We start from the raw sequence: 20,792 nt of genomic DNA on the forward strand, positions 1-20,792 counted from the left end.
CATAAAGTTCACACCTGCTCAGGATGCAAAAACAGCACCCCTTCAGCCAAAGCCGGGTGCTGTGTTCATATTACTTTCAATGACAGGAAAGTAGATTTAATCCTCTTCCTTCTTTTTCTCTTTCTTCTCCGCAGCTTTTTTCTTCAGCTCTTCCAGAGATTCGCTGAATTCTACAGAAGTCATTCCGGGATTGGAACGAATCATATCCCTCTGGAAAAAGTCCTTTATCCTGCCCAGCCGGTTTCTGTCCGCCAGGTTAACGGCATACCTTGTTTTCAATTCCAGAAATTCTTCTTTTACACTTTCCACATATTCCGTCGGTTTTGTCAGCAGCATATTCTTAAGCGTCTCCAGTCTGGCTTCCACGCCTGATTTCACATCTTCGAAGCGTACCGCCATACCCTCTGTCAGTTCTTCCCTGGCCGCACTTACACTTTCTGAGAAAGCCGTCCTGTAGTTCTCCATTCCATGGTTTACCTGGGCAAAAATGTCATTCAGACGCTTCTGAATATGCACCATCTCCTCTTTCACCTGCTCCATTTTCACAAGAATATTCCGCAGATCAATGGCAGCTTTAAAAGAAAGCGAGAAATCCGCAACAATATAAATCGTCAGAATGTATGTGGACACCTTTAATGCCCGATCAGGTATCGAGAAAACCAGCTGTTCCACAGGAATGTGAACCACCTTTGTCATCAGAATCGTCAGAAGCCCCCATGCCAGTGTGGTGCCGAGACACACATGCCCCTGAAAATTGAACTTCTGATTGGAGTAATCCCAATAGCGCACCTTGAACAGCGCCTCCATAGTCACGCCGGTGACATATTCCAGGACGGTGGCTCCAATGCATCCGGCCACATAAGTCATGATAAGATTCTCCCGAAAAGGCATGGACACCACCAGCATCATAACAGCGCCGCTCCCATAAAGTGGCAGAAAAGGTCCCCGCATAAAGCCCCTGTTGGTAAGTTTTCTCTCTTTTACAGAAACATATGCAGATTCAATACACCATCCTGCAAAACAATAAAAATAGAAGAAAAACATCCATTGAAGTACTGAATATGATTCCATAAATACGCCTCACTGTTCTGACTCTTCCGGCAGAAATCTCCGTTAATGGTTCCGCCGCTTTCATCCCATCTTCTCTTATCTGTAAACAGCCACATCCATGGCCAGTTTCCCTTTTCTTGTCTCTCTGGGCTCACCGATCAGGATAAATTTCCCGTATCCTCTGGCATTTACCGTCTCCCCGCACTTCAGCTGTCGGGAATTGTTCTCACAGAGCCGCCCGTTCACATATACTTTTCCGGCCCGGAACAAGTCCAGGCTCCTGTCTCTGGACAGATTGCAGACTTTTGCCATCACCGCATCCACCCGCAGGGACGGCACCTGTACACATATGGTCTCCGGCTCTTCCTGTGGGATATCCATCACATTCTCTGCCACAGTGCATTTTACCCTGGTATGCTTCACCTGGTCCAGATTCCCACAGATAAAATCAGCAATGGTATCCAGACAAAAAAGGCAGGCCCGTTTCTCACCTGCCTTTATGTCACCGATGGTACTCCTCTCAATTCCCAGATTCATCAGTGCTCCCAGAAAGTCCCTGTGGGAAAGTTCCTCCGCGAACTTCATCGCAAGCGGCTGAATCTGAATACATACCAGAGGAAATTCCACTTCATATCCCAGTTCTCCGGCATTGCCAAATCGAATCATCACCCTCTCCGCAGTCTCAAAACCACCGTTCAGGCAGTAACCGGCATACCGCAGTCCGGGCTCTTCCCGCCAGAACACATCCTGCTCGCTCAGCCCCAGGAATCCGGTGAATGTATAGCAGCTCTGCTGATAAGACTTGTCCGCCAGATCATGCAGCCGGTTTTTCAGCTGTTGTATTTCTTTCTCATTTGAATGACTTTTATCCATCCGGAGTGTCTCCTATGAAAACGAGATAATCTCTTCCTTCGGCGCCCTTGTCTTCTCCACGCTGACCGCATGCAGCACTGGTCCTTCTCCGTTATAATCTTCCCAGTATTCCTTTGCCACCACAGCCGTCACTTTTACCCACTCCCGCTGCCGCAGCCCATCAGCTCCCGAAAATTCACAGGTATATCCCAGAAAGGCCATATCGTCCGCGCAGCAGGTCATGGCCATTCTTCCCGGCACAAAATATCCCTTCGGAAAATTTTCCGGTTTCAGTACCATCGCCACAAACTGCAGCTTTTTCCCCACATACCGCTCCAGATGATCCATGGAGTCAAGATACCAGATTCCATACCCCTGATTATCCAGCACAATCAGCTCCTGATTCAGATCATAAGGCAGATCTTCTTCAAAAATCTCGTCGATCTCCCCTTTCTCATCCTCAAAAATGACATCGGCAGAAGGATTTACCGCTTTGATGTTCCGCTTGTAGGAACTCAGCTGCTCCTTCGCCTCATCGCAGCGATTGAAGATAATCATCTCCGATTTCCGAATCATCTCCGCAAGCAGAGAGCGCATATTGGTGTAGTACATGGGAAAAGTAGAACCGTCGATTGTCGTGATCTGCTGCTCAATTTTCCAATACCAGGGCAGCTTCATATTCTTGTAATTCCACATACCGTTATATTCAATTATGATACGTTCCGGCTTATGCTTTTTCTCCAGCTCCGTCAGATGTGCGGGATTAAAATCCTCTTCATTCTCAATCAGCTCTATCTCCGTACGGCTCTGTGCCAGTAAATCAGGTTCATACTCATTCTCACCCTCTTCACAGAGAATCAGAAGCGTCTTCCCCTTAACCTGAAAATACTGCTGCCCCAGCGTAAAACTGATAAACTGCGTCTTGCCGCTTTCCAGGAATCCGTTAATCATATATACCGTTTTCATCTCTGCTCCTATCCGTCCGCTGCCGCCCCCCGGGTGAAGCTGTCCAACCCAGCTCAGCGGAACAATTCCTCCAGCTTATCTTCCTTCAGTTCTGCTCCAATGACACAATACTTTCCAGTCACTTCGGGCTTCCCTGCTCTGATGTCATGCTCTTCCGGAACATAATCAAAATAAATCCAGGTACCATCCTCTGCCGGGACCATACCTTTCGAGCGCAGAATCGCACCGTACTCTCCACTGTCCAGGGCAGTCAGGATGCTTTCAATCCGCTCCCTGGTAAACTTCGCCGGCGACTCTTTCCCCCAGCTGGTAAATACTTCATCCGCGTGGTGGTCATGATGGTCGTGACCGCAGCCGCAGTGTCCGTCGTGATCATGGTGGTGCCCATCATGACCATGGCAGCACTCTCCGTCCTCGTGATCATGATGATGCCCATCGTGACCGTGGCAGCACTCTCCGTCCTCGTGATCATGATGATGCCCATCGTGACCGTGGCAGCACTCTCCATCCTCGTGATCATGGTGATGATGCCCATCATGACCGTGGCAGCACTCTCCACCCTCGTGATCATGGTGATGATGCCCATCGTGACCATGGCAGCACTCTCCATCCTCGTGACCATGGTGATGATGTCCATCATGGTCATGATGGTGGTGGTGCTCCTGCTCTTCACCTGCGTGTTCCAGCATTTCCCGCATCATTTCTGCCAGCGTATCCACGCCCTCGATCGTCTCCAGTACGGCCCTGCCGTCCAGCTCCGCCAGAGGTGTTGTGATAATAACCGCTTTCTCATTGTGCTCACGAATCAGTTCCACACATTCCTGAAGCCTGGCGTCACTTACCTTATCCGTTCTGCTCAGAAGAATTGTTCCCGCGTATTCAATCTGATTCACAAAAAACTCGCCGAAATTCTTGATATACATCTTCGCCTTGGAGGCATCTACCACAGCCACTGCACTGTTCACCTGCACATCCAGATCTGCCGCCACATTTTCAACCGCTTTCAGCACATCCGATAACTTCCCCACTCCCGAAGGCTCAATCAGAATCCGCTCCGGCGCATACGTCTCAATCACTTCCTTCAGAGAAGTACCGAAATCACCTACCAGCGAACAACAGATACAGCCGGAATTCATCTCCTTAATCTCGATTCCCGCCTCTTTCAAGAAGCCGCCGTCAATTCCGATCTCTCCGAATTCATTTTCAATCAGCACAGTCCTGCTGCCGTCCAGGGCCTCTTTTAAAAGCTTTTTAATCAGTGTGGTCTTACCGGCTCCCAGGAATCCAGAAAACACATCTATCTTAGTCATTTTACTTCCATCCTTTCTCAGGGTTTCCCGTGCAACAAAGATAGTGTATACGGACTCTCCGCATACACTTTGTCTGAACCCCTGCCATTTTACTTCATTCTCCTCCATAATGATGCAATTGTCAATAAATTTAAAATAAATTTTTGCATTAAAACAGCTCGTCCAGCAGGATATAATATTTCATCTTCTCATAATCCGGTTCCAGTCCCAGCTGTTCAAACAGCTGCTCCGCCCGGAATCCTTCATATGCTCTGCCGCCGTATTTTCCACTGTAATTGTGACTGATACTGCGGAACGCAAGCGCTATATCCAGCCATTTGTCCGCAGTTCCCGCCTTTCCCAGATCAATAAAGCCGCCCGGCTTTCCCTTCTCCGCGAAAATATTGGGAAGGCAGAAATCTCCGTGGGACAGCACGATTTCCTCCGCGGGGCGATTCTCCTCCAGCCAGTTCAGCAAATGTTCCGGACTTTGAAACCCGTTTTCTCCAAAGGTCTCCGGCTCTACATTATCCATATCCACCAGGCCGTTCTCCACATTGTATCTGGCCATCTGCAGCTTTCTGTCCAGATCATTTGCACACGGACAATCCGATACATCCACACGCCACAGCATCTTCAGGCTTTCCGCCAGAATGCCGGACAGCAGTTCCGGATTCTTCATATACATTTCGTCACAGAGCATTTTCCCCGGAAGCTTCGTCATCAGCAGCCAGGCTTTCCCGTCTCTCTCCTCCCAGGCAAGGACTTCGGGAACAGGAAGTCTGCCCCGCAGCCATTGCATCATCTGATACTCATTTGCAGCCTCTCCCATTCTGTCGGCGTCCTGCACTTTCAGCACCATATCTTCAAATAAAATGACCTCCGAATCCGACATTCCCGTTTCGTCTGTCCGAAAAGGTCTGCTGCCTGTTATTTCCCGGATTTTCCCGGGCATTTCCGTCATTCTCACACTATCCCTCCGCAGGCGTCCACGCCCGTCTTCTATCAGTTCAGACAGGAAACAATATCCCGCTTCATATCCAGCACCGCTTCCCTGGCTGCCTCCGCATAGCCGGCCTCACCAAAACGGGCATATTTTTCCTGTTGATATGCCGCAATAATGCCTCTGGAAGAGTTGATAATGGCACCCAGACCATCTTCGTTAAAGAAATGCACCAGGTCCGCACCTTTGCCGCCCTGAGCACCGTACCCGGGAACCAGAATGAAAGTCCTTGGCATGATTTTCCGGAGAATCCTTCCCTGTTCCGGATAAGTGGCCCCCACCACGGCACCCACATAGCTGTAATCGCCGGACTCCGGCATACATTCCGCACCCCAGGCTGCCACCTGACTGCCCACAATCTCGTATACAGGCCTTTCCCCGGCCTCCTCTCCTCCGGTACGGCTCTCCCCTGCACTCACCAGACGATCCTGCAGTTCTCCGCTGCTGGGATTGGAAGTTTTCACCAGTACAAAAATTCCTTTGTGTTCTGCTTTACATACATTCATAAAGGGTCTGACCCCGTCGGAACCCAGATAGGGATTCACCGTGACAAAGTCTTCGTCAAAACCGCTGCAAAAGCTTTGCCCTACCTGTACCTTTCCCAGGTGCCCCACCGCATATGCCTCGGATGTGGAACCGATATCACCTCTCTTAATGTCACCGATTACCACCAGCTCTTTTTCCTTACAGTAATTTACCGTTTTCTGAAAAGCAATCAGCCCGGGAATGCCGAACTGCTCATACATGGCAATCTGGGGCTTAACCGCCGGCACCAGATCATATATGGCATCCACAATCCCTTTGTTATATTGCCATATGGCCTCCGCCGCTCCCTCCAGCGTCTCTCCGTACTCCGCAAAAGCTGCCCGGCGGATATGCTCCGGCACAAATTTCATTGTGGGGTCCAGTCCCACCACAATAGGTGCGTTTGTTTTCTGAATTTTCTGTATCAGTTTATTAATCATTGCCCTCTCCATCCTTTTATTATAATTTTTGATATGTTTTTCTAATCCTATCATAACCCGACATTTATTACAACGTAATTCTGACCAAATCATCACACCAACATAACTGCCGCTGTTTTTTGCCTCTTCATTCCTCTGAAGGCGCTTCTTACAAATCCCTCCGGCAAGTTGTCTGTGACCTGTCTGAACCGTTATATGGAAGATTTACGAAATGCCGAAACAGATAAAGGAATCACTTGCATTTTCAGACGCAAGCGAGTAAAATAACATGTGAAAATATACATAATAAGAAATGAGGTACAACATGAAAAGTGAAAACAAATGGATACGCGCCGCGATTCCGGCGCTGCTGCTTCACTGCAGCATAGGTACTGTCTACTGCTGGTCCATCTTCAGCCAGGACATAGCCGATTATATCGGTTTCTCCAAAGGCGCGACGGAATGGGCCTTCAGTTTTGCCATCTTTTTCCTGGGCATGTCAGCCGCCTTCCTCGGCAATGTGGTGGAAAAGGATATCCACAAGTCCTCTCTGATTGCCGCAATCTGTTTTGCCTGCGGTATGGCCGGAACCGGCTTTTTCATCTATTACGGCGGTCAGCATCAGGGAAGCATTCTGGCCCTGGTAGGTATCTATGTCTGCTATGGATTTATCATGGGTATCGGCCTGGGCACCGGTTATCTCTCTCCGGTCAAGACACTGATGCTCTGGTTCGAGGACAGAAAAGGACTTGCCACCGGACTGGCTGTCGCCGGATTCGGCGCGGCAAAAGCCATCGCCAGCCCTATTATGCAGGCAATGCTGGACAATCTGGGCGAAGGCGGCATATACAAAATGTTCCTGATTCTTGCAGTGGTTTATTTTATTATGATGTTTGCCGGCCATCTGCTGCTGAAAAAGCCTTCCAGCTGGCATGAGCCTCAGAAAGCGGAAAAGGGCCAGGGTATGATGGCCGTCATCAAGTCCAGACCCATCACCAATTACATAGGTATCTGGCTGATGTTCTACATCAACATCACCTGCGGTCTGGCCCTGATTTCTCAGGAGAAAATGATTGTAAAGTGTATCGGACTTGCCGGTGCGGCCGGTATTATTTCCACTGTGTCTGCAATCTTCAACGCAGGCGGACGTCTGGGCTTCTCCGCGTGGGCCGATACCATGAAGGACAGAAATACCATCTATAAACTGATTTTCATACTCTCTATCGTATTTACAGGCATTGTAATATTCACCAGCGGCATTAAGAACAGTTTTGATATTATAAGCGATGAGAGAAATATCCTGCTGACTGTCCTGGTACTGGGACTGATTTTTGTGGTAAACGCAGGTTACGGCGGAGGCTTCTCCAATGTGCCCACTCTGCTTTCCGATCACTATGGAATGGGTAATATCAGTGCCATCCACGGTCTGACCCTTTCCGCATGGGCCTTCGCAGGTCTTACAGGCAATCAGCTTGCGAACTGGATTGTGGAAACCACAGGTGCTCCCACGGAGATACATGGCATTGAGGTCAACCCCACAGGTTACCAGAATGTATTGTATGTCACCATTGCTCTGTATATTGTATCGTTGCTGATCAGTCTGTTCCTGGTTCGTCCCGTGAAAGATCAGAAAAAATAATTGTCAGAATCGTCAAAAACAGGGCTGCAGCAGCCCTGTTTTTTCCTGAAATTAACTTTGGATACCATTCACTTTCTTATTTACATCTCCAATCCATAGGATTCAGCTTTCCACCCTTCTGCTTCCTTTACCATGGATATCCACAGATATTCCAGAGTATCCGCTGTCGCCGATGGCCTGAATTCCACCCACACATCAATTTTGTTTCCCACGGCCTGTTCTCCGATATCCGTTCCCTTTACGGCCAGAACTTCCGCTTCCTGTGCCGAGTGCCCATCCTGTCCGTCAGGAAATACCTCCAGCTCTCCGGTATAATCAGCAGTCAGGTACTGTTTTAAAGTATCACTGTCTCCCGCCAGATATGCCTCCCAGAATGCAAATGCCGCCTGCTCTGCCAGCTTTCCATCCTCCGACTGAGTTCCCCCGTTTTCCTTCGGCAGTATCGCAAAATTCGCCGCCACTACAGACAGAAACAATTCAAATCCCTCAATATATTCCGGATCTGCAGGATAGGTGTAATTGAAGCACATAACCTGCTCTCCGCTTCTTCTTATATTGACATGATATATTCTGTCCGTATCCTCTTTTCGCATGATTCCATCCACATCCGTCCTGGTATATCCATTCTCCTGCAGCTGTTTTTCCACCTGTTCCCATGTACTTCCGCTGTAGTCATTTATCCAGAACTGTACCATTTCATTAGCCTCCAGCATCCATGCATCCGGGGCATATCCTCTCCACCCTTCCACAGGAATCAACAGGCAGTAGCCGTCACCTGTGTACAGGTTCGCCGGCTCCTCCACTTCCATACCTTCCGCAGTATAGCTGAGCACATATTCTCCATTTCCTGTATTCGTATCGTTCTCCATCTGATTGTCTGTATTTTCTCCGGGTATACCGGCAGTATCCGGTTCTTCTGTCTCTTCCGGTTTTACAGACGTCTGACTTTCATTCTCCCCGCCTTCCTTCGGCGGGTCCATCAGTACATCTTCCTGGTTTCCCATTCCGCTTTCAGTCGGGTTCATTCCGCCCTCCGCAGCCTCCGCATTCTGTGCCGATGTGGCAAAAACCAGAACGATAAACACTACCAGCAATGCCGCTGCACTGACAGCCGCATAAGTCACTTTCTTATATTTCATAATTGATTTTATCCTTTCTTCAATGGCATTTTTACTAAATCCGTTATAAAGAGGCATCAGAACACTCTTTTTCTCCTCCATCCCAATCAGTGTCATGGCATATCCCGCCCTTGCCTGTTCTCCAAAACGGCGCAGAACACCCGCATCACATGCAAGTTCAATATCTCTGTTGAGCAATGCCGCCATCAGCCAAACCAGAGGGTTAAACCAATGCATACACAGTACCACCAGCATCATCAGCTTCATCACCGCATCATAATGGCAAATGTGCACATATTCATGTTGAAGAACATATTCCAGCTCTCTACGTTCCTCCCATACAATTCTCTCCGGCAGCAGAATCACCGGCCTGATGATCCCGTAAGTCAGCGGAGCAACAATTCCGCGTGCCCGCCTGACGGAAATAAATCTTCCTCTTCTGCGACTGCTCAGCCACTGGCACACCCAGGCGCTTTCCACCAGAACAGCCCTTCGAAACTTTCTCATGCAGCGAATATACGCCGTCGCAAAAAACAGAACGCACAGAAGCACACCTATACACCAGACAATGAAAAATACCGGAATGCCTTTCTCATCAGGCATTGCAGCCATTCCCTCTCCCGAAACAAAGTTCTGTATTCCATCCCAGGCAGGCAGCTCACCGGCCGGTGCCGCACCTCCAGGCATCCCCTGGACAGCATTGCCGGCTATGAATGTACCTGTCTCCTTTTGCAGAAAAGAATACACACTGAATATGGAAGAAAAGGAAAAAGGAAGCAGCAGGCGTACCATCGCAATTCCCCATAAAATGGGAAATGTTCTTCTGGGCAGCTTATTCCGCAGCAGTGCTCTAGCCATCAGTATCACCAATATCAGAATCCCTCCGTAAAGACTTCTCTGCATCAGTCCCATGCCGCTTCTACCTCCCTTCTTCCACAATCTTTTTCAGTCTGTCGATCTGGTCCGGGGAAAGTTTTTTCCTGCTCAGCAGCGAGGCGAACAGCATATCCGTCGAACCTTCATAAATTCTGTCAATCAGTTCATCTGTCTCCGCCGCCTGCACTTCCTCCCTGGAAATCAGCGCATGACACAGAAAATTCGGTTCCTGGCGTTCAATGGCTCCTTTCCCGATACATTTCTTGATTACGGTATAGGTGGTATTAATATTCCAGCCTGTCTCTTCATTTAAAATGTCTGAGATGCGTTTCGCAGTGGTGTCGCCTTCTCTCCAGAGTACATTCATGACTTTCAGCTCCGAGTCAAAAAGTTTGATGTTCATCCTGATTCCTCCTGAAATCTATGACCGGAAAGTTGTTTCTTTTCCGGAAATCATACTATTGCAATAGTTTGTGGTTTTATACTATCACAGTAGTTTTATTGTGTCAATACTATTCTGATAGTTTTGAGATAGAATCTGCGATTCATTTATAAAGGGACAATCTCCTGCAAAAGCTTTGTGAACGAAACGCGAAGATACTTGCTCTCTAAAAAAAGAAGCCGACTTCTCCTGGAGAGAAATCAGCTTCTTTATATCTTTCGGCAATGTTTCCTTTATTTTTCTTTTTTCTTCGGCACAAATTTTATCCGCAGCAGATACCACAGGCTTCCCGCCAGGCAGATGGAAGAATAAGCGCCACAGATAATTCCTACCATCAACGGCAGAGCAAAATCCCGGATACTGGTAACACCCAGGATATACAGCACGGCTACCATGATAAATGTGGTCAGGGAAGTAAAAATACTTCTTGACATGGTCTGGGTAATACTCTTGTCCACAATTTCCCTGAGATCATCCTTATGGGTCATACTCCGCATGTTTTCGCGAATACGGTCGAAGATAACGATAGTGGCATTGATGGAATACCCCACAATGGTCAGCATACAGGCCACAAAGGTATTGCTCACAGATACACGGGCCGCCGCATAGAAGGCAAGCACCACCAGCACATCATGAAGCAGAGCAACAATACTGCTGACACCAAACCGAATATCGCTGAATCGGATTCGGATGTAAATCAGCATAAAGACAATGGCAACCACCACTGCAATTATCGTATCTGATTTCATCTCATCACTGATGGTGGAGCTGATCGTCTCCGAAGTAATCATATTTTCAGCCACACCGAATTTATCGACAAACATCTGATTTAATTTTGTTCTCTGGTCAATATTCAGCGATGTGGTTTTAAAAATAACTTCGTTGGAGTCCTGCACAGTCTGTATCTGAACGGCACTGCCGGTAATCTCTTCGATAAAAGGAACTACATCCGCATTGGCCTTCTCCAGGGTCATGGCCTCCTGGAAAGTAACTGTGGTAGCCGTGCCGCCTTTGAATTCCAGACTATAGTTCAGCGCATCTCCACCGCCCGCTTTATTCACGCCCATCACGATAAAGCCCGCCGCAATCACCGCTACAGATATGCCGAAAAATACAGCTTTTCTGGAAAGGATATTCAATACCTTATGTTCTTTTCCCATACCATAAAGCTTTTCGCTCTTCAGACCCAGCGCATAAAAAGCATACAGCAGATATCTGGTTACCACCAGCGCCGTGAACATGGAAAGCACAATGCCAAGGGCCAGCGTCTGCGCGAAGCCCTTCACTGTTCCAGGCCCCAGCCAAAGCAGAACGCCCGCCGCAATCAGAGTTGTAATGTTTCCGTCAATAATAGCGGATAATGCTTTGTCGAAACCGATTTTAACAGCATTTCTCACCGTTTTCCCAGCAGCCAGTTCTTCCCGGATACGAGCGAAAATAATCACATTGGCGTCTACCGCCATACCGATGGAAAGAATGATACCTGCCACACCTGACAGTGTCAGTGTCATGTCAAAACCATTCAGAAGCAGAATCACCAGAGCCACATAAGCCAGCAGACCGATAGCCGAAGCCACACCCGGAAGCAGATAAACCACAATCATAAATACCATGACAATCGCCAGACCAATGGCTCCTGCCTTCAGACTGGTATCAATCGCTTCCACTCCCAGCTGCGCTCCTACTACTTTCGAATGCAGCTCTTCCAGTTCCAGCCTCAGACCACCGATACGGATAGTAGAAGCCAGGCTCTCCGCCCGCTCATAGGACTCCATGGGAGAAATCTGTGCGCTTCCGTCCGTAATCACTGCATTTACACTGGGCGCGCTGATAATATTTCCGTCATAATAAATGGCAAGACTTTCATTTTTGTCAAAAGCGTTCTGGGTTGCCTGCGTAAATTTGGCAGTTCCTTCCTCTGTCATGGTCAGGCTTACCACGAACTCGGACCCCATATTCGTCTGTATGGTCCCTGCACTGGCACTGCCCACATCTGTACCCTGTACCAGAATGGAGCCATCCTCCAGAAGCTGCTCTATTGGCTTGTGCAGCACATAACCAATTCCATAAGTGCCGTCTGCATTCTGAACCGACTGCTGACTGTAATTTATATTCCCATCCGGGTCAGTCTGAGAAATAAAATACAATGCACCGGGTCTGCCCAGATCCTGCAGAATCGTATTGGCATCACTGACTCCGGGAATCTCAATATTGATTCTGTCGGAACCTTCCTGATACACAATTGCCTCCGTGCTGTATCCCTCCACACGCTTCTGCAGCTTCGCAATAGTGTCAGCCATATCCGTGGCACTGGGTTCTTCCTCTCCCACCACCTGATAGGTGATGCTGACACCGCCTGCCAGGTCCAGCCCCAGATTGATGTCCGATGCGCTTCCGCTTCCGTCCGCATCCGTTCCGGCAATGTCGATGTATGTGACACCTGCCAGAACTACGAAAATGCAAAGCAGTATCGCTATCGCTCTGTTTTTCTTCATGTCTTTTCCTCCTGATTAAAGTTCCGTACAAGCCCTGACAGTACCCGACTCCCACATAGAATTTCCGGCCGTAAGTACGTCCGTATATTCTATGGGTACTGCTTCGGACAGATACTGTTTTAAGTTCCGCCTCTGCTTTTATAAATCCGCCTCTGCCACTTTCAGCATGATTGCACATTCCACGCGTTTCCGCTGGAGTTCGCAGCCCACATCATAAGCATCGTTGATATTGCCGTGAAAATTATAGGAATTGGCCGCACATCCGCCGCTGCAGTAGAATTTGGCAAAACATTTTTTACATTTATTCTTCGAGTATACATTGCAGCATTTGAATTCGTCCCGGATGTCCTCCCTGAGAATCCCCTCCTCCACATTTCCCATGAGGAATTTCTCATTTCCCACGAACTGGTGGCAGGGATACAGGTCTCCCCAGGGTGTCACTGCCAGGTATTCCGTGCCGGAACCGCAGCCGGAAAGCCGCTTTGCCACACAGGGGCCCCCCTCCAGATCTATCATAAAATGGAAAAAGTTAAAACCCTTTCCCTCTTTTCTGCGCTTTATCATTTCCACTGCCAATCTGTCATATTCTTCCCTCAGCTGTGGAATATCAGACTCTCTGATGGCATAATCATCCTCCGGCCCGGCCACCACCGGCTCCACGGAAATCTGCTGAAAGCCCAGATCCGCCAGGTGCAGCACATCCTTCGAGAAGTCCAGATTATTGCGGGTAAATGTACCACGGACATAATACCTGGTCTGTCCTCTGCTCTCTGCCACCTTCTGAAACTTGGGAACAATCAGTTCATAGCTGCCCTGACCGCCGCGGAAGGGGCGCATGGTATCGTTAATTTCCTTCCGGCCGTCTATACTCAGCACAATATTGGCCATTTCCCGATTTGCGAATTCCAGAATCTCATCATTCAGAAGCACCCCGTTCGTCGTCAGCGTGAAACGAAATTTTTTGTGAAAGGGTTCTTCCAGGCTTCTGCCGTATTCCACCAGCTCCTTTACCACCTGCCAGTTCATCAGGGGCTCTCCGCCGAAAAAGTCCACTTCCAGATTCGTCCGGTTTCCGGAATTTTCCACCAGGAAATCCAGTGCCCTTTTTCCCACTTCAAAGCTCATCAGCGCCCGTCTGCCGTGATACTCTCCCTCTTCCGCAAAGCAGTATCTGCACGCGAGATTACAATCGTGAGCGATATGAAGGCACAGAGCCTTTACCACGGTCTGGCGCTTTTTAAAATCATACACATAATTTTCATAGACATCCGGTGCAAACAGCTGCCCCTCCGCCTCCAGTGCCAGCACTTCCTCCAGCGCCTCTTCCAGCTCCGCCCTGTCATAGGGGAGAATATCCAGATTCAGCACCGCCATCCTGAGCGTGTCGGCATCTTTGATTCCTTCCTTTATAAGAGGCTCAACTACCTGAATCATATCATAGACAATTTCATCCACCACATGAATGGAACCGCTGTTCACGTCCATTACAATGTTATACCCATTGCTTTTAAACTGGTGTATCACTTAAATTTTCCTTTCCGTACACAAAGTGCAAGCAGCGAGAAATCACTGCTTGCACTGTTCTTTTCCTTTTTGCCTCTGTCACTATCTGGCGTTCTCACAGCTCTGGTTGCCTACCGTACAGGAAGTCTTGCAGGCAGACTGGCAGGATGTCTGGCACTCACCACAGCCGCCCTTCTTCATGGACTCCTTCAAATTTCTGGTTATCAAGGTCTTAATGTGCTTCATATCGTACACTCTCCTTATCTTTTTATTTCAGTTCCGTATCTCCCTGACTGATCCCATCAGGAAACTTTATGTAGTATATCATAAAATGAGTATTTGTAAAAGGGTTTTTTCAAAATTTTAGCTCATCATGCCTCCCAGCATACCGCCTCCCGCGCACAATGCAAATGTGGTGAAAAAGGAATTTCCAATCTGAATATTTCCTTTTCCCACACACAGAGAGACCACTGTCAGTATCAGGAAATACGCACCGCCCATCACCAGTCCCCATAAGAATCTGCGGCTGCCCATCTTCTTTCCCGTGACAAAGCCTCCGAAAAATGTTGCAGCTACATAAATCACAATGATGGCGACGGAGACAACCTTCTCGTTCAACCCCAGCTTATACAGCAAAAACGCCAGCACCGCAAGCAACACTCCCGTAAGTATGTACGAAAAAAGGAGGCTCTTCAGCAAGAATGCCGCAGGGATTCCTTCCTTATCTGAATTGCGTTCCATACGTTCCATCTTTCCCCCTGTCCGACCTGAAAGTCTATAAACTTTTTATAAAATCATATGCACTCCAGTCCAAAAACTTGACAACCGGCTCCATATTATGTATATTTACTTCATAGCCAAGGCGCTATACTATTACTATGGCAGCTGCCATAAATGCAAAGGAGTGATTTTTTTTTGGACGTTCCGGAAGGTATACAATTTTTAGCTCTGTTTTTTCTGATTCTTCTTTCAGGCTTTTTCTCATCTGCAGAGACAGCCTTCAGTACTGTCAATCGTGTGCGAATGCAGACCCTCGAGGAGGAAGGGAGCAAGCGTGCGGCAAAGGTCAATAAAATACTGGGAAATTACAGTAAAATGCTGAGCGCAGTTCTGATTGGCAACAACATTGTCAATCTGTCAGCTTCCGCGCTGGCTACCACATTGGCCCTGCGGTTCGGCATAGCCGTAGCCATCGCTACCGGTACCCTGACCATTGTCCTTCTGCTCTGCGGCGAAATCGTCCCCAAAACCTGGGCCATGCTATCTTCGGAGAAAATTACCCTCGTTTACAGCGGAATTATCTACGGACTGATGCAGCTTATGACCCCTGTTATCTTCGTGATTGACAAACTTGCCAACGGCATTCTGCGCCTGCTGCGCATTGATCCCAGCAAGAAAATTACCACCATAACCGAAGCAGAACTGCGTACTTATGTGGATGTAGGGCATGCGGACGGTGTCATTGAGTCCGAGGAAAGGGAAATGATTTACAATGTGTTTGATTTCTCCGACGCGCTGGCCAAAGATATCATGATACCCCGGTTCAATATGGTGACCGTAGATGTGGATTCTACCTACAGCGAAGTGCTGGCTGTATTCCGGGAATCCATGTACACCCGCCTTCCTGTCTATCAGGAGGATAAGGACAATATTATCGGCCTGATTAATATCAAGGATTTCATCCTGAAAGAGGACGAGGAAACATTTAATATCAAGTCCATCCTCAGGGACGCTTATTATACATACGAATACAAAAAAGTGGCCGATCTGCTTTACGAACTGCGGGAGAAAACTACCAGCGTTACTTTTGTACTCAATGAATATGGCGCCACAGTAGGTATGATTACCCAGGAAGATCTGTTGGAAGAGATTGTAGGTGAAATCCGTGACGAATACGACGCCGACGAAGAGGAATACATTCAGGAAGTGGGAGAACGCACCTATCTGGTGGAGGGCAGCATGAAGCTGGACGATATCAACGATGAGTTGGAAACCAGTCTGGACAGTGAAGACTATGATTCCATCGGCGGTATGATTATCGAAGCGCTGGACCGGCTTCCGGAGGACAATGAAGAAGTCACACTGGACACCGGTGTCCGTCTGAAAGTACAGGGAATAGAGCAAAACCGTATTCTAAAGGTACTGATGACTCTGCCGGAACCGAAAGCAGAGGAGGAAGACTCCGATGAAGAGGAAGGTTCCGATGATGCCGGCGATTAAACTGAGACAATAAAAAGCCGTGCAGTGTTGAAACGGCGGAAAATAAACCGACTTATATATCAGGGCGTTTCGATATCCTTATCCGAAGCGCCCTGTAATATATCTCTCTGTGCGCCAGTCCGCCGGCCTGCAGAAAATGTCCTCTGTAGGTGCAAATTCCACCAGTTCTCCATCCAGGAAGAAGGCTGTCTCATCGGAAATTCTGGTCGCCTGCTGCATATTGTGCGTCACAATCACCACTGTATATTTTTTTTTCAATTCTTTTATCAATTCTTCTATTTTCAATGTGGAAATCGGATCCAGTGCTGAGGTAGGCTCATCCATCAACAATATTTCGGGCCCTGCCGCAAGAGCTCTTGCTATGCAGATTCTCTGCTGCTGCCCTCCTGACAGTCCCAGGGCAGGATACTTAAGCCGTTCCTTCACTTCGTCATAGATTGCTGCACCTTTCAGAGCCTCCTCCACTATTTTCTCCAGTCTGTGCCTGTCTTTTATCCCCTGCACCCTCGGTCCAAAGGCAATATTATCATAAACAGACATGGGAAAGGGAGCAGGCTGCTGAAAAACCATGCCCACACGCTTCCGCAGCAGTGTCACATCCACACGACTGTCATAGATATCCTCCCCGTCCAAAAGTATCTGGCCCTCTATCCTCGCCTTCTCTGTCAAATCATTCATCCTGTTCAGGCATCTTAAAAAAGTGGATTTTCCGCACCCGCTGGGTCCAATAAGCGCCGTTATGGTATTTTTCCTGATTTCCATGCTGACGCCTTTCAGCGCATGGTTTCCTCCGTAATACAGATTCAGATTCATCACAGACAATTTACTGTTTTTCATTCTCCTCCTGACGGCAGACCAGTTTTAATAGTGAATTCATCAGAAAAATCAGCAATATCAGCACACAGCCGATACCAAAAGCCGTTTCATACTCTCCATTCTGCATGGACAGATAGAGCTCCACAGTAAGCGTTCCACCGGGCTCCAGGATCTTTCGGCATAATCCTCCAGACATTTCACCGAATCCACTTCCCCATACAGGCAATATCCTTGCGCTGCCTGCAGTAAAGAGCAGAGCTGCCGACTCTCCAATGATACGCCCTGCAGCCAGAAGAACTCCTGTCAGGATTCCACTGCGGGATGAGGGGAGCAGAATCCTTCGTATCAGCTGCCATTTTGTGGCCCCCAGACCAAGGGCACCCTTCCGATATCCTTCCGGAACCGCGCGCAGCGCATCCTGTGTATTTCTCACAATCAAAGGCATAACCATCAGTGTCAGAGTCAGTACCCCGTTCAGCAGAGAGAATCCAAGTCCGGCTACCTGCCCGAAAAATACCATTCCGAACAATCCGAAAATCACGGAGGGGATTCCCGCCAGCGTATCTATGGCAAATGTGAGCAGCCGTACCGCCCACCCCGGCTGTGCATATTCACTCAGATAGACCGCTGTCCCCACACCAATCACCACAGCCGCCAGCAACGTCAGGACAATTATGTACAGTGTATTGAGCAGATTCCCGGCAATCCCTGTCGTCCCCTTCAGATAACTGGTAACAGACAGGAGAAATTGCATACTTAAGATCCGGAATCCTCTGAAAAATACATATCCTATGATTCCCAGCAGCAGAAATACCGAACAGTATGCTGCCCCATAGATTGCCGCCAGAAGGAACAGTTCTCCGATCCTCTTTTTTTCCGATATAAGGTAAAATACTCCATTTTTCTCCCCAGACTTTTGAGCAGACCGTACCATAGCTGCTCAGCTTTCTTCTGCTCCCATCCCTTATTCAATGTTCCCGGCCTTTTCTCAATATCCTGGCGGCTATCCCGTTTACCAGCAGAATAAACCCAAACAGTACAAGACCAATGGTGAAAAGCATCTGTCTGTGCAGTCCCTGGGCATATCCCATCTCGCTGACTACCGCCGTTGTGAGAAAGCGGACACTGTTGAACAAAAAAGGCGCATTCACACTTCCTCCGGACACCAGAGTGATAGCCATTGCTTCCCCCAGGGCCCTTCCCGTGCCCAGTACTACCGCCGTCAGAAGCCCCGGTCTCGCTGCCGGCAGAAGGCAATGAAAAATCGTCTGTATCCGGGATGCACCCAGTGCCAGCGACGACGCTTTTACACCGGGATGCACCGCACGTATGGAAACCTCGCTGATTCTGATTACCGTGGGCAGCATCATAACAGTCAGTACCAGAACTGCAGACAGCAGATTCGCCCCTCCTGTAAATCGATGTGTTCCGGAATCGGCGAATACCCGCCGCTCCAGCCGGTACATCAGCGGATTCAGCAGGCAAATGCCCAGCAGGCCATAAATTACAGAGGGAATTCCCGCCAGAATCTCCACAGCATCTCTGACCAGCTCCGCTCTTCTCTGGTCAGCCAGCTCTGCCAGATATACCGCCGTCAGAATTCCCGCCGGCACACCGATCAGGGCAGACGCAGCGGTCCCCACCAGAGATGTCAATATAATATACAGAATGCCGAATTTCGGTTCTTCTGCCGTTGGTCTCCACTCCGTTCTCAGAAATATTTCTTTTATCCCCACCTGCCTGACAGCCGGTATCCCCTTCAGAATCATATAAAAACAGATGGCGACAACTGCCAGAATGGCCAGTGCGGCACAGAATGTAAAAAACATTTCTGCAATCACCTCAGAGATTTTATGAACAGATGTCAGCCTTCGTGCATTATCCTTTTCCTGTCTGCCGTTATTCAGGGCTCCCGGATTATTTCCGGCATGTCCGGCATCTTTTGCAGACAACGCCATAAAATAAGGCCCTCCGCATACCTTTTTACAAGATATGCGGAAAGCCTGACCATAGTTCCTGACTTTTGCCTGTCATATTCATTTTATGTACATCAGCGTGACAGTGCAGTGGCCGGAACAAGCCCCACAGCCTCCGCAGCTCTGCGCCCTTCCTCACCGTATACATATGCAAACCAGAGCTGCACCAGCTGATTTTGTTCCGAAAGCTCTCCTCTTGTGGCCATCACAAAAGGCCTGTACAAAAGATAGCTGCCCGAATATACATTTTCAGCAGTTGGTTCCACCCCATCGAGTGTAAGCGGCACAATACCCCCAAGTGCAGTATGATTCATCACATCAAAGGATACATACCCCACTGCTCCCGGTGTCACAGCAATTCTCGCCGCAACAGCCCCCGTACTGTCCAGTTCATTCCCGTAAGCACACTTCTCCTCCAGCTGCAATAATTTTTCGAAAGCACTTCTCGTGCCGGAGCCGGCTTCCCGTCCGATTACCACAATCGGCACATCCTTTCCGCCCAGCTGAGACCAGTTCCGCAGTCTTCCCGTATAAATGTCCGCAAGCTGCGCCTTTGTCAGCCCTGTCACAGGATTATCCGAATCCACACACACTGCCATCCCGTCCAGGCCGATAATGTTTTCCGCCGCCCCTGCCTCCTTCTCCGCATCCTTCAGATATCTGGATGAAATCCCGATATCCGCGCTGCCTTCCGTCAATGCCTGGATACCGGCTCCGGAACCGGTAAACTGAACGGATACACTTACCCCCGGGTATTCTTCCATAAATCCTTCCGCAAGCATATTCACAAGCTTCTCCATGGAAGAACTACCTGATATATGAAGCGAACCGGAAACCCGGGTCCGCACGTCATCACTCCCATCCCTTTCTCCTGTATGCCCGCCGCAGCCTGCCGTAACTCCCAGCGCCAGAAGCAAAACCATCAAAAAAAGCTTTTTCCGAAAGCTGCCTTTTGTCTTAACCACATTATTTGGTCGAATTCTGCAATGTACCTGAAAGTCCTCCGCCCAAAAGGATTTCATGGTCATGCACTCCAGACAGTGGCAAGAATTCCTTCTGCAACAGCCCCGGCAATCTCCTGAAACCTTGTATCAAGCAGCTGATTGTCTGCATCTGAATTGATAAATCCCAGTTCCAGCAGTACCGCCGGCATCTGTGTCTGGTTCAGCACTGCCAGATCGGTCCGCTCGTTCACTCCCTGATTCTCAAAGCCCACCTGTTCCAGCCGGGTATTGATATTCTCAGCCAGACGTGCCGCCTCCCCGTAACGATTGCGCACAAGAGATTCCACACCGGTATACTGATTGGGATAAGGACTGGAATTTCGATGAATGGATACGAAATAATCCCCCTGTACCGCATTTCCTTCCTGCGCCTTCTGTGACGGTGACTCGTAGATATCCGACGTCCTTGTATAATATACGTCCACACCGTTATTCTCCAGAATCTGTCCCACCGCTGTCGCCAGCCTCAGTGCGTCATCCTTTTCCTGTCTGCCGTTATACACAGCTCCCGGATTCGCCCCGCCATGTCCGGCATCCATTACCACTAACGCCATAAAATAAGGCCCTCCGCATACCTTTTTATAAGATATGCGGAAAGC

19 protein-coding genes are annotated in these 20,792 nt (G+C 48.8%); 2 read left to right on the forward strand and 17 right to left on the reverse strand.

From position 1 onward, the window contains the following. Positions 1-96 precede the first annotated feature (96 nt). From NSB25_RS10390 to pyrF, 6 genes are all read right to left on the reverse strand, one after another. On the reverse strand, positions 97-1,071 hold the full coding sequence (locus NSB25_RS10390) for a putative ABC transporter permease (RefSeq protein ID WP_103239414.1): 975 nt from the start codon (positions 1,069-1,071) through the stop codon (positions 97-99). A 75-nt stretch (positions 1,072-1,146) separates the two neighbouring features. After that, complete coding sequence (locus NSB25_RS10395) at positions 1,147-1,923, reverse strand: YlmH/Sll1252 family protein (RefSeq protein WP_103239413.1); 777 nt, start codon at positions 1,921-1,923, stop codon at positions 1,147-1,149. 12 nt (positions 1,924-1,935) lie between these two features. Beyond that, positions 1,936-2,868 (reverse strand): TIGR03943 family putative permease subunit, encoded by a 933-nt coding sequence (locus NSB25_RS10400; RefSeq protein ID WP_103239412.1) that lies wholly within the window; start codon positions 2,866-2,868, stop codon positions 1,936-1,938. A 53-nt stretch (positions 2,869-2,921) separates the two neighbouring features. Continuing rightward, positions 2,922-4,178 (reverse strand): CobW family GTP-binding protein, encoded by a 1,257-nt coding sequence (locus NSB25_RS10405; protein WP_103239411.1) that lies wholly within the window; start codon positions 4,176-4,178, stop codon positions 2,922-2,924. Positions 4,179-4,326: 148 nt separating this feature from the next. Beyond that, positions 4,327-5,121, reverse strand: coding sequence for an APH(3') family aminoglycoside O-phosphotransferase (locus NSB25_RS10410; protein WP_103239410.1), 795 nt, complete (start codon positions 5,119-5,121; stop codon positions 4,327-4,329). A gap of 41 nt (positions 5,122-5,162) precedes the next feature. Then, positions 5,163-6,125: an orotidine-5'-phosphate decarboxylase gene (pyrF, locus tag NSB25_RS10415; protein ID WP_103239409.1), complete on the reverse strand. Its 963-nt coding sequence runs from the start codon at positions 6,123-6,125 to the stop codon at positions 5,163-5,165. 304 nt (positions 6,126-6,429) lie between these two features. On the opposite strand from pyrF, the gene NSB25_RS10420 reads away from it, so the two are divergent. Beyond that, positions 6,430-7,743, forward strand: a complete 1,314-nt coding sequence (locus NSB25_RS10420) for an OFA family MFS transporter (protein ID WP_103239408.1) — start codon at positions 6,430-6,432, stop codon at positions 7,741-7,743. A gap of 80 nt (positions 7,744-7,823) precedes the next feature. On the opposite strand, the gene NSB25_RS10425 is transcribed toward NSB25_RS10420, so the two are convergent. The 6 genes from NSB25_RS10425 to NSB25_RS10450 all read right to left on the reverse strand — a co-directional run bounded on the left by NSB25_RS10425 (position 7,824) and on the right by NSB25_RS10450 (position 14,927). Beyond that, entirely contained in the window at positions 7,824-9,773 is a 1,950-nt protein-coding gene (locus NSB25_RS10425) for a M56 family metallopeptidase (RefSeq protein WP_103239407.1), read from the reverse strand. 7 nt (positions 9,774-9,780) lie between these two features. After that, positions 9,781-10,140, reverse strand: a complete 360-nt coding sequence (locus tag NSB25_RS10430; RefSeq protein ID WP_103239406.1) for a BlaI/MecI/CopY family transcriptional regulator — start codon at positions 10,138-10,140, stop codon at positions 9,781-9,783. Positions 10,141-10,412: 272 nt separating this feature from the next. Continuing rightward, positions 10,413-12,674 (reverse strand): protein translocase subunit SecD, encoded by a 2,262-nt coding sequence (gene secD / locus NSB25_RS10435; RefSeq protein ID WP_103239404.1) that lies wholly within the window; start codon positions 12,672-12,674, stop codon positions 10,413-10,415. Positions 12,675-12,812: 138 nt separating this feature from the next. Beyond that, the gene (scfB, locus tag NSB25_RS10440) at positions 12,813-14,198 is read right to left on the reverse strand and encodes a thioether cross-link-forming SCIFF peptide maturase (RefSeq protein ID WP_103239403.1); all 1,386 of its coding nucleotides are present in this window, start codon (positions 14,196-14,198) and stop codon (positions 12,813-12,815) included. A gap of 81 nt (positions 14,199-14,279) precedes the next feature. Further along, positions 14,280-14,423, reverse strand: a complete 144-nt coding sequence (gene scfA, locus NSB25_RS10445; RefSeq protein ID WP_103239402.1) for a six-cysteine ranthipeptide SCIFF — start codon at positions 14,421-14,423, stop codon at positions 14,280-14,282. Positions 14,424-14,540: 117 nt separating this feature from the next. Then, entirely contained in the window at positions 14,541-14,927 is a 387-nt protein-coding gene (locus NSB25_RS10450; RefSeq protein WP_103239401.1) for a TIGR04086 family membrane protein, read from the reverse strand. 165 nt (positions 14,928-15,092) lie between these two features. Here NSB25_RS10450 and NSB25_RS10455 point away from each other — a divergent pair, with 165 nt between their 5' ends. After that, positions 15,093-16,397: an HlyC/CorC family transporter gene (locus NSB25_RS10455; RefSeq protein WP_242982388.1), complete on the forward strand. Its 1,305-nt coding sequence runs from the start codon at positions 15,093-15,095 to the stop codon at positions 16,395-16,397. A 78-nt stretch (positions 16,398-16,475) separates the two neighbouring features. Here NSB25_RS10455 and pstB read toward each other — a convergent pair whose 3' ends face one another. The 5 genes from pstB to NSB25_RS10480 all read right to left on the reverse strand — a co-directional run bounded on the left by pstB (position 16,476) and on the right by NSB25_RS10480 (position 20,747). Continuing rightward, the gene (gene pstB, locus NSB25_RS10460) at positions 16,476-17,234 is read right to left on the reverse strand and encodes a phosphate ABC transporter ATP-binding protein PstB (protein WP_103239399.1); all 759 of its coding nucleotides are present in this window, start codon (positions 17,232-17,234) and stop codon (positions 16,476-16,478) included. Next, positions 17,221-18,147 carry a phosphate ABC transporter permease PstA gene (gene pstA, locus NSB25_RS10465; protein WP_103239398.1) on the reverse strand — a complete coding sequence of 309 codons (927 nt, stop codon included), beginning with the start codon at positions 18,145-18,147 and terminating at the stop codon, positions 17,221-17,223. Before pstA ends, pstB begins: the two co-directional genes overlap by 14 nt. A 34-nt stretch (positions 18,148-18,181) precedes the next feature. Next, on the reverse strand, positions 18,182-19,042 hold the full coding sequence (gene pstC, locus NSB25_RS10470) for a phosphate ABC transporter permease subunit PstC (protein ID WP_103239513.1): 861 nt from the start codon (positions 19,040-19,042) through the stop codon (positions 18,182-18,184). A gap of 221 nt (positions 19,043-19,263) precedes the next feature. Continuing rightward, positions 19,264-20,211: a phosphate ABC transporter substrate-binding protein gene (locus tag NSB25_RS10475; RefSeq protein ID WP_103239512.1), complete on the reverse strand. Its 948-nt coding sequence runs from the start codon at positions 20,209-20,211 to the stop codon at positions 19,264-19,266. A gap of 2 nt (positions 20,212-20,213) precedes the next feature. After that, positions 20,214-20,747, reverse strand: coding sequence for an N-acetylmuramoyl-L-alanine amidase family protein (locus NSB25_RS10480; protein WP_103239397.1), 534 nt, complete (start codon positions 20,745-20,747; stop codon positions 20,214-20,216). Between the last annotated feature and the right edge of the window lie 45 nt (positions 20,748-20,792).

The organism is Acetatifactor muris (assembly GCF_024623325.1).
Classification (GTDB): domain Bacteria; phylum Bacillota; class Clostridia; order Lachnospirales; family Lachnospiraceae; genus Acetatifactor; species Acetatifactor muris.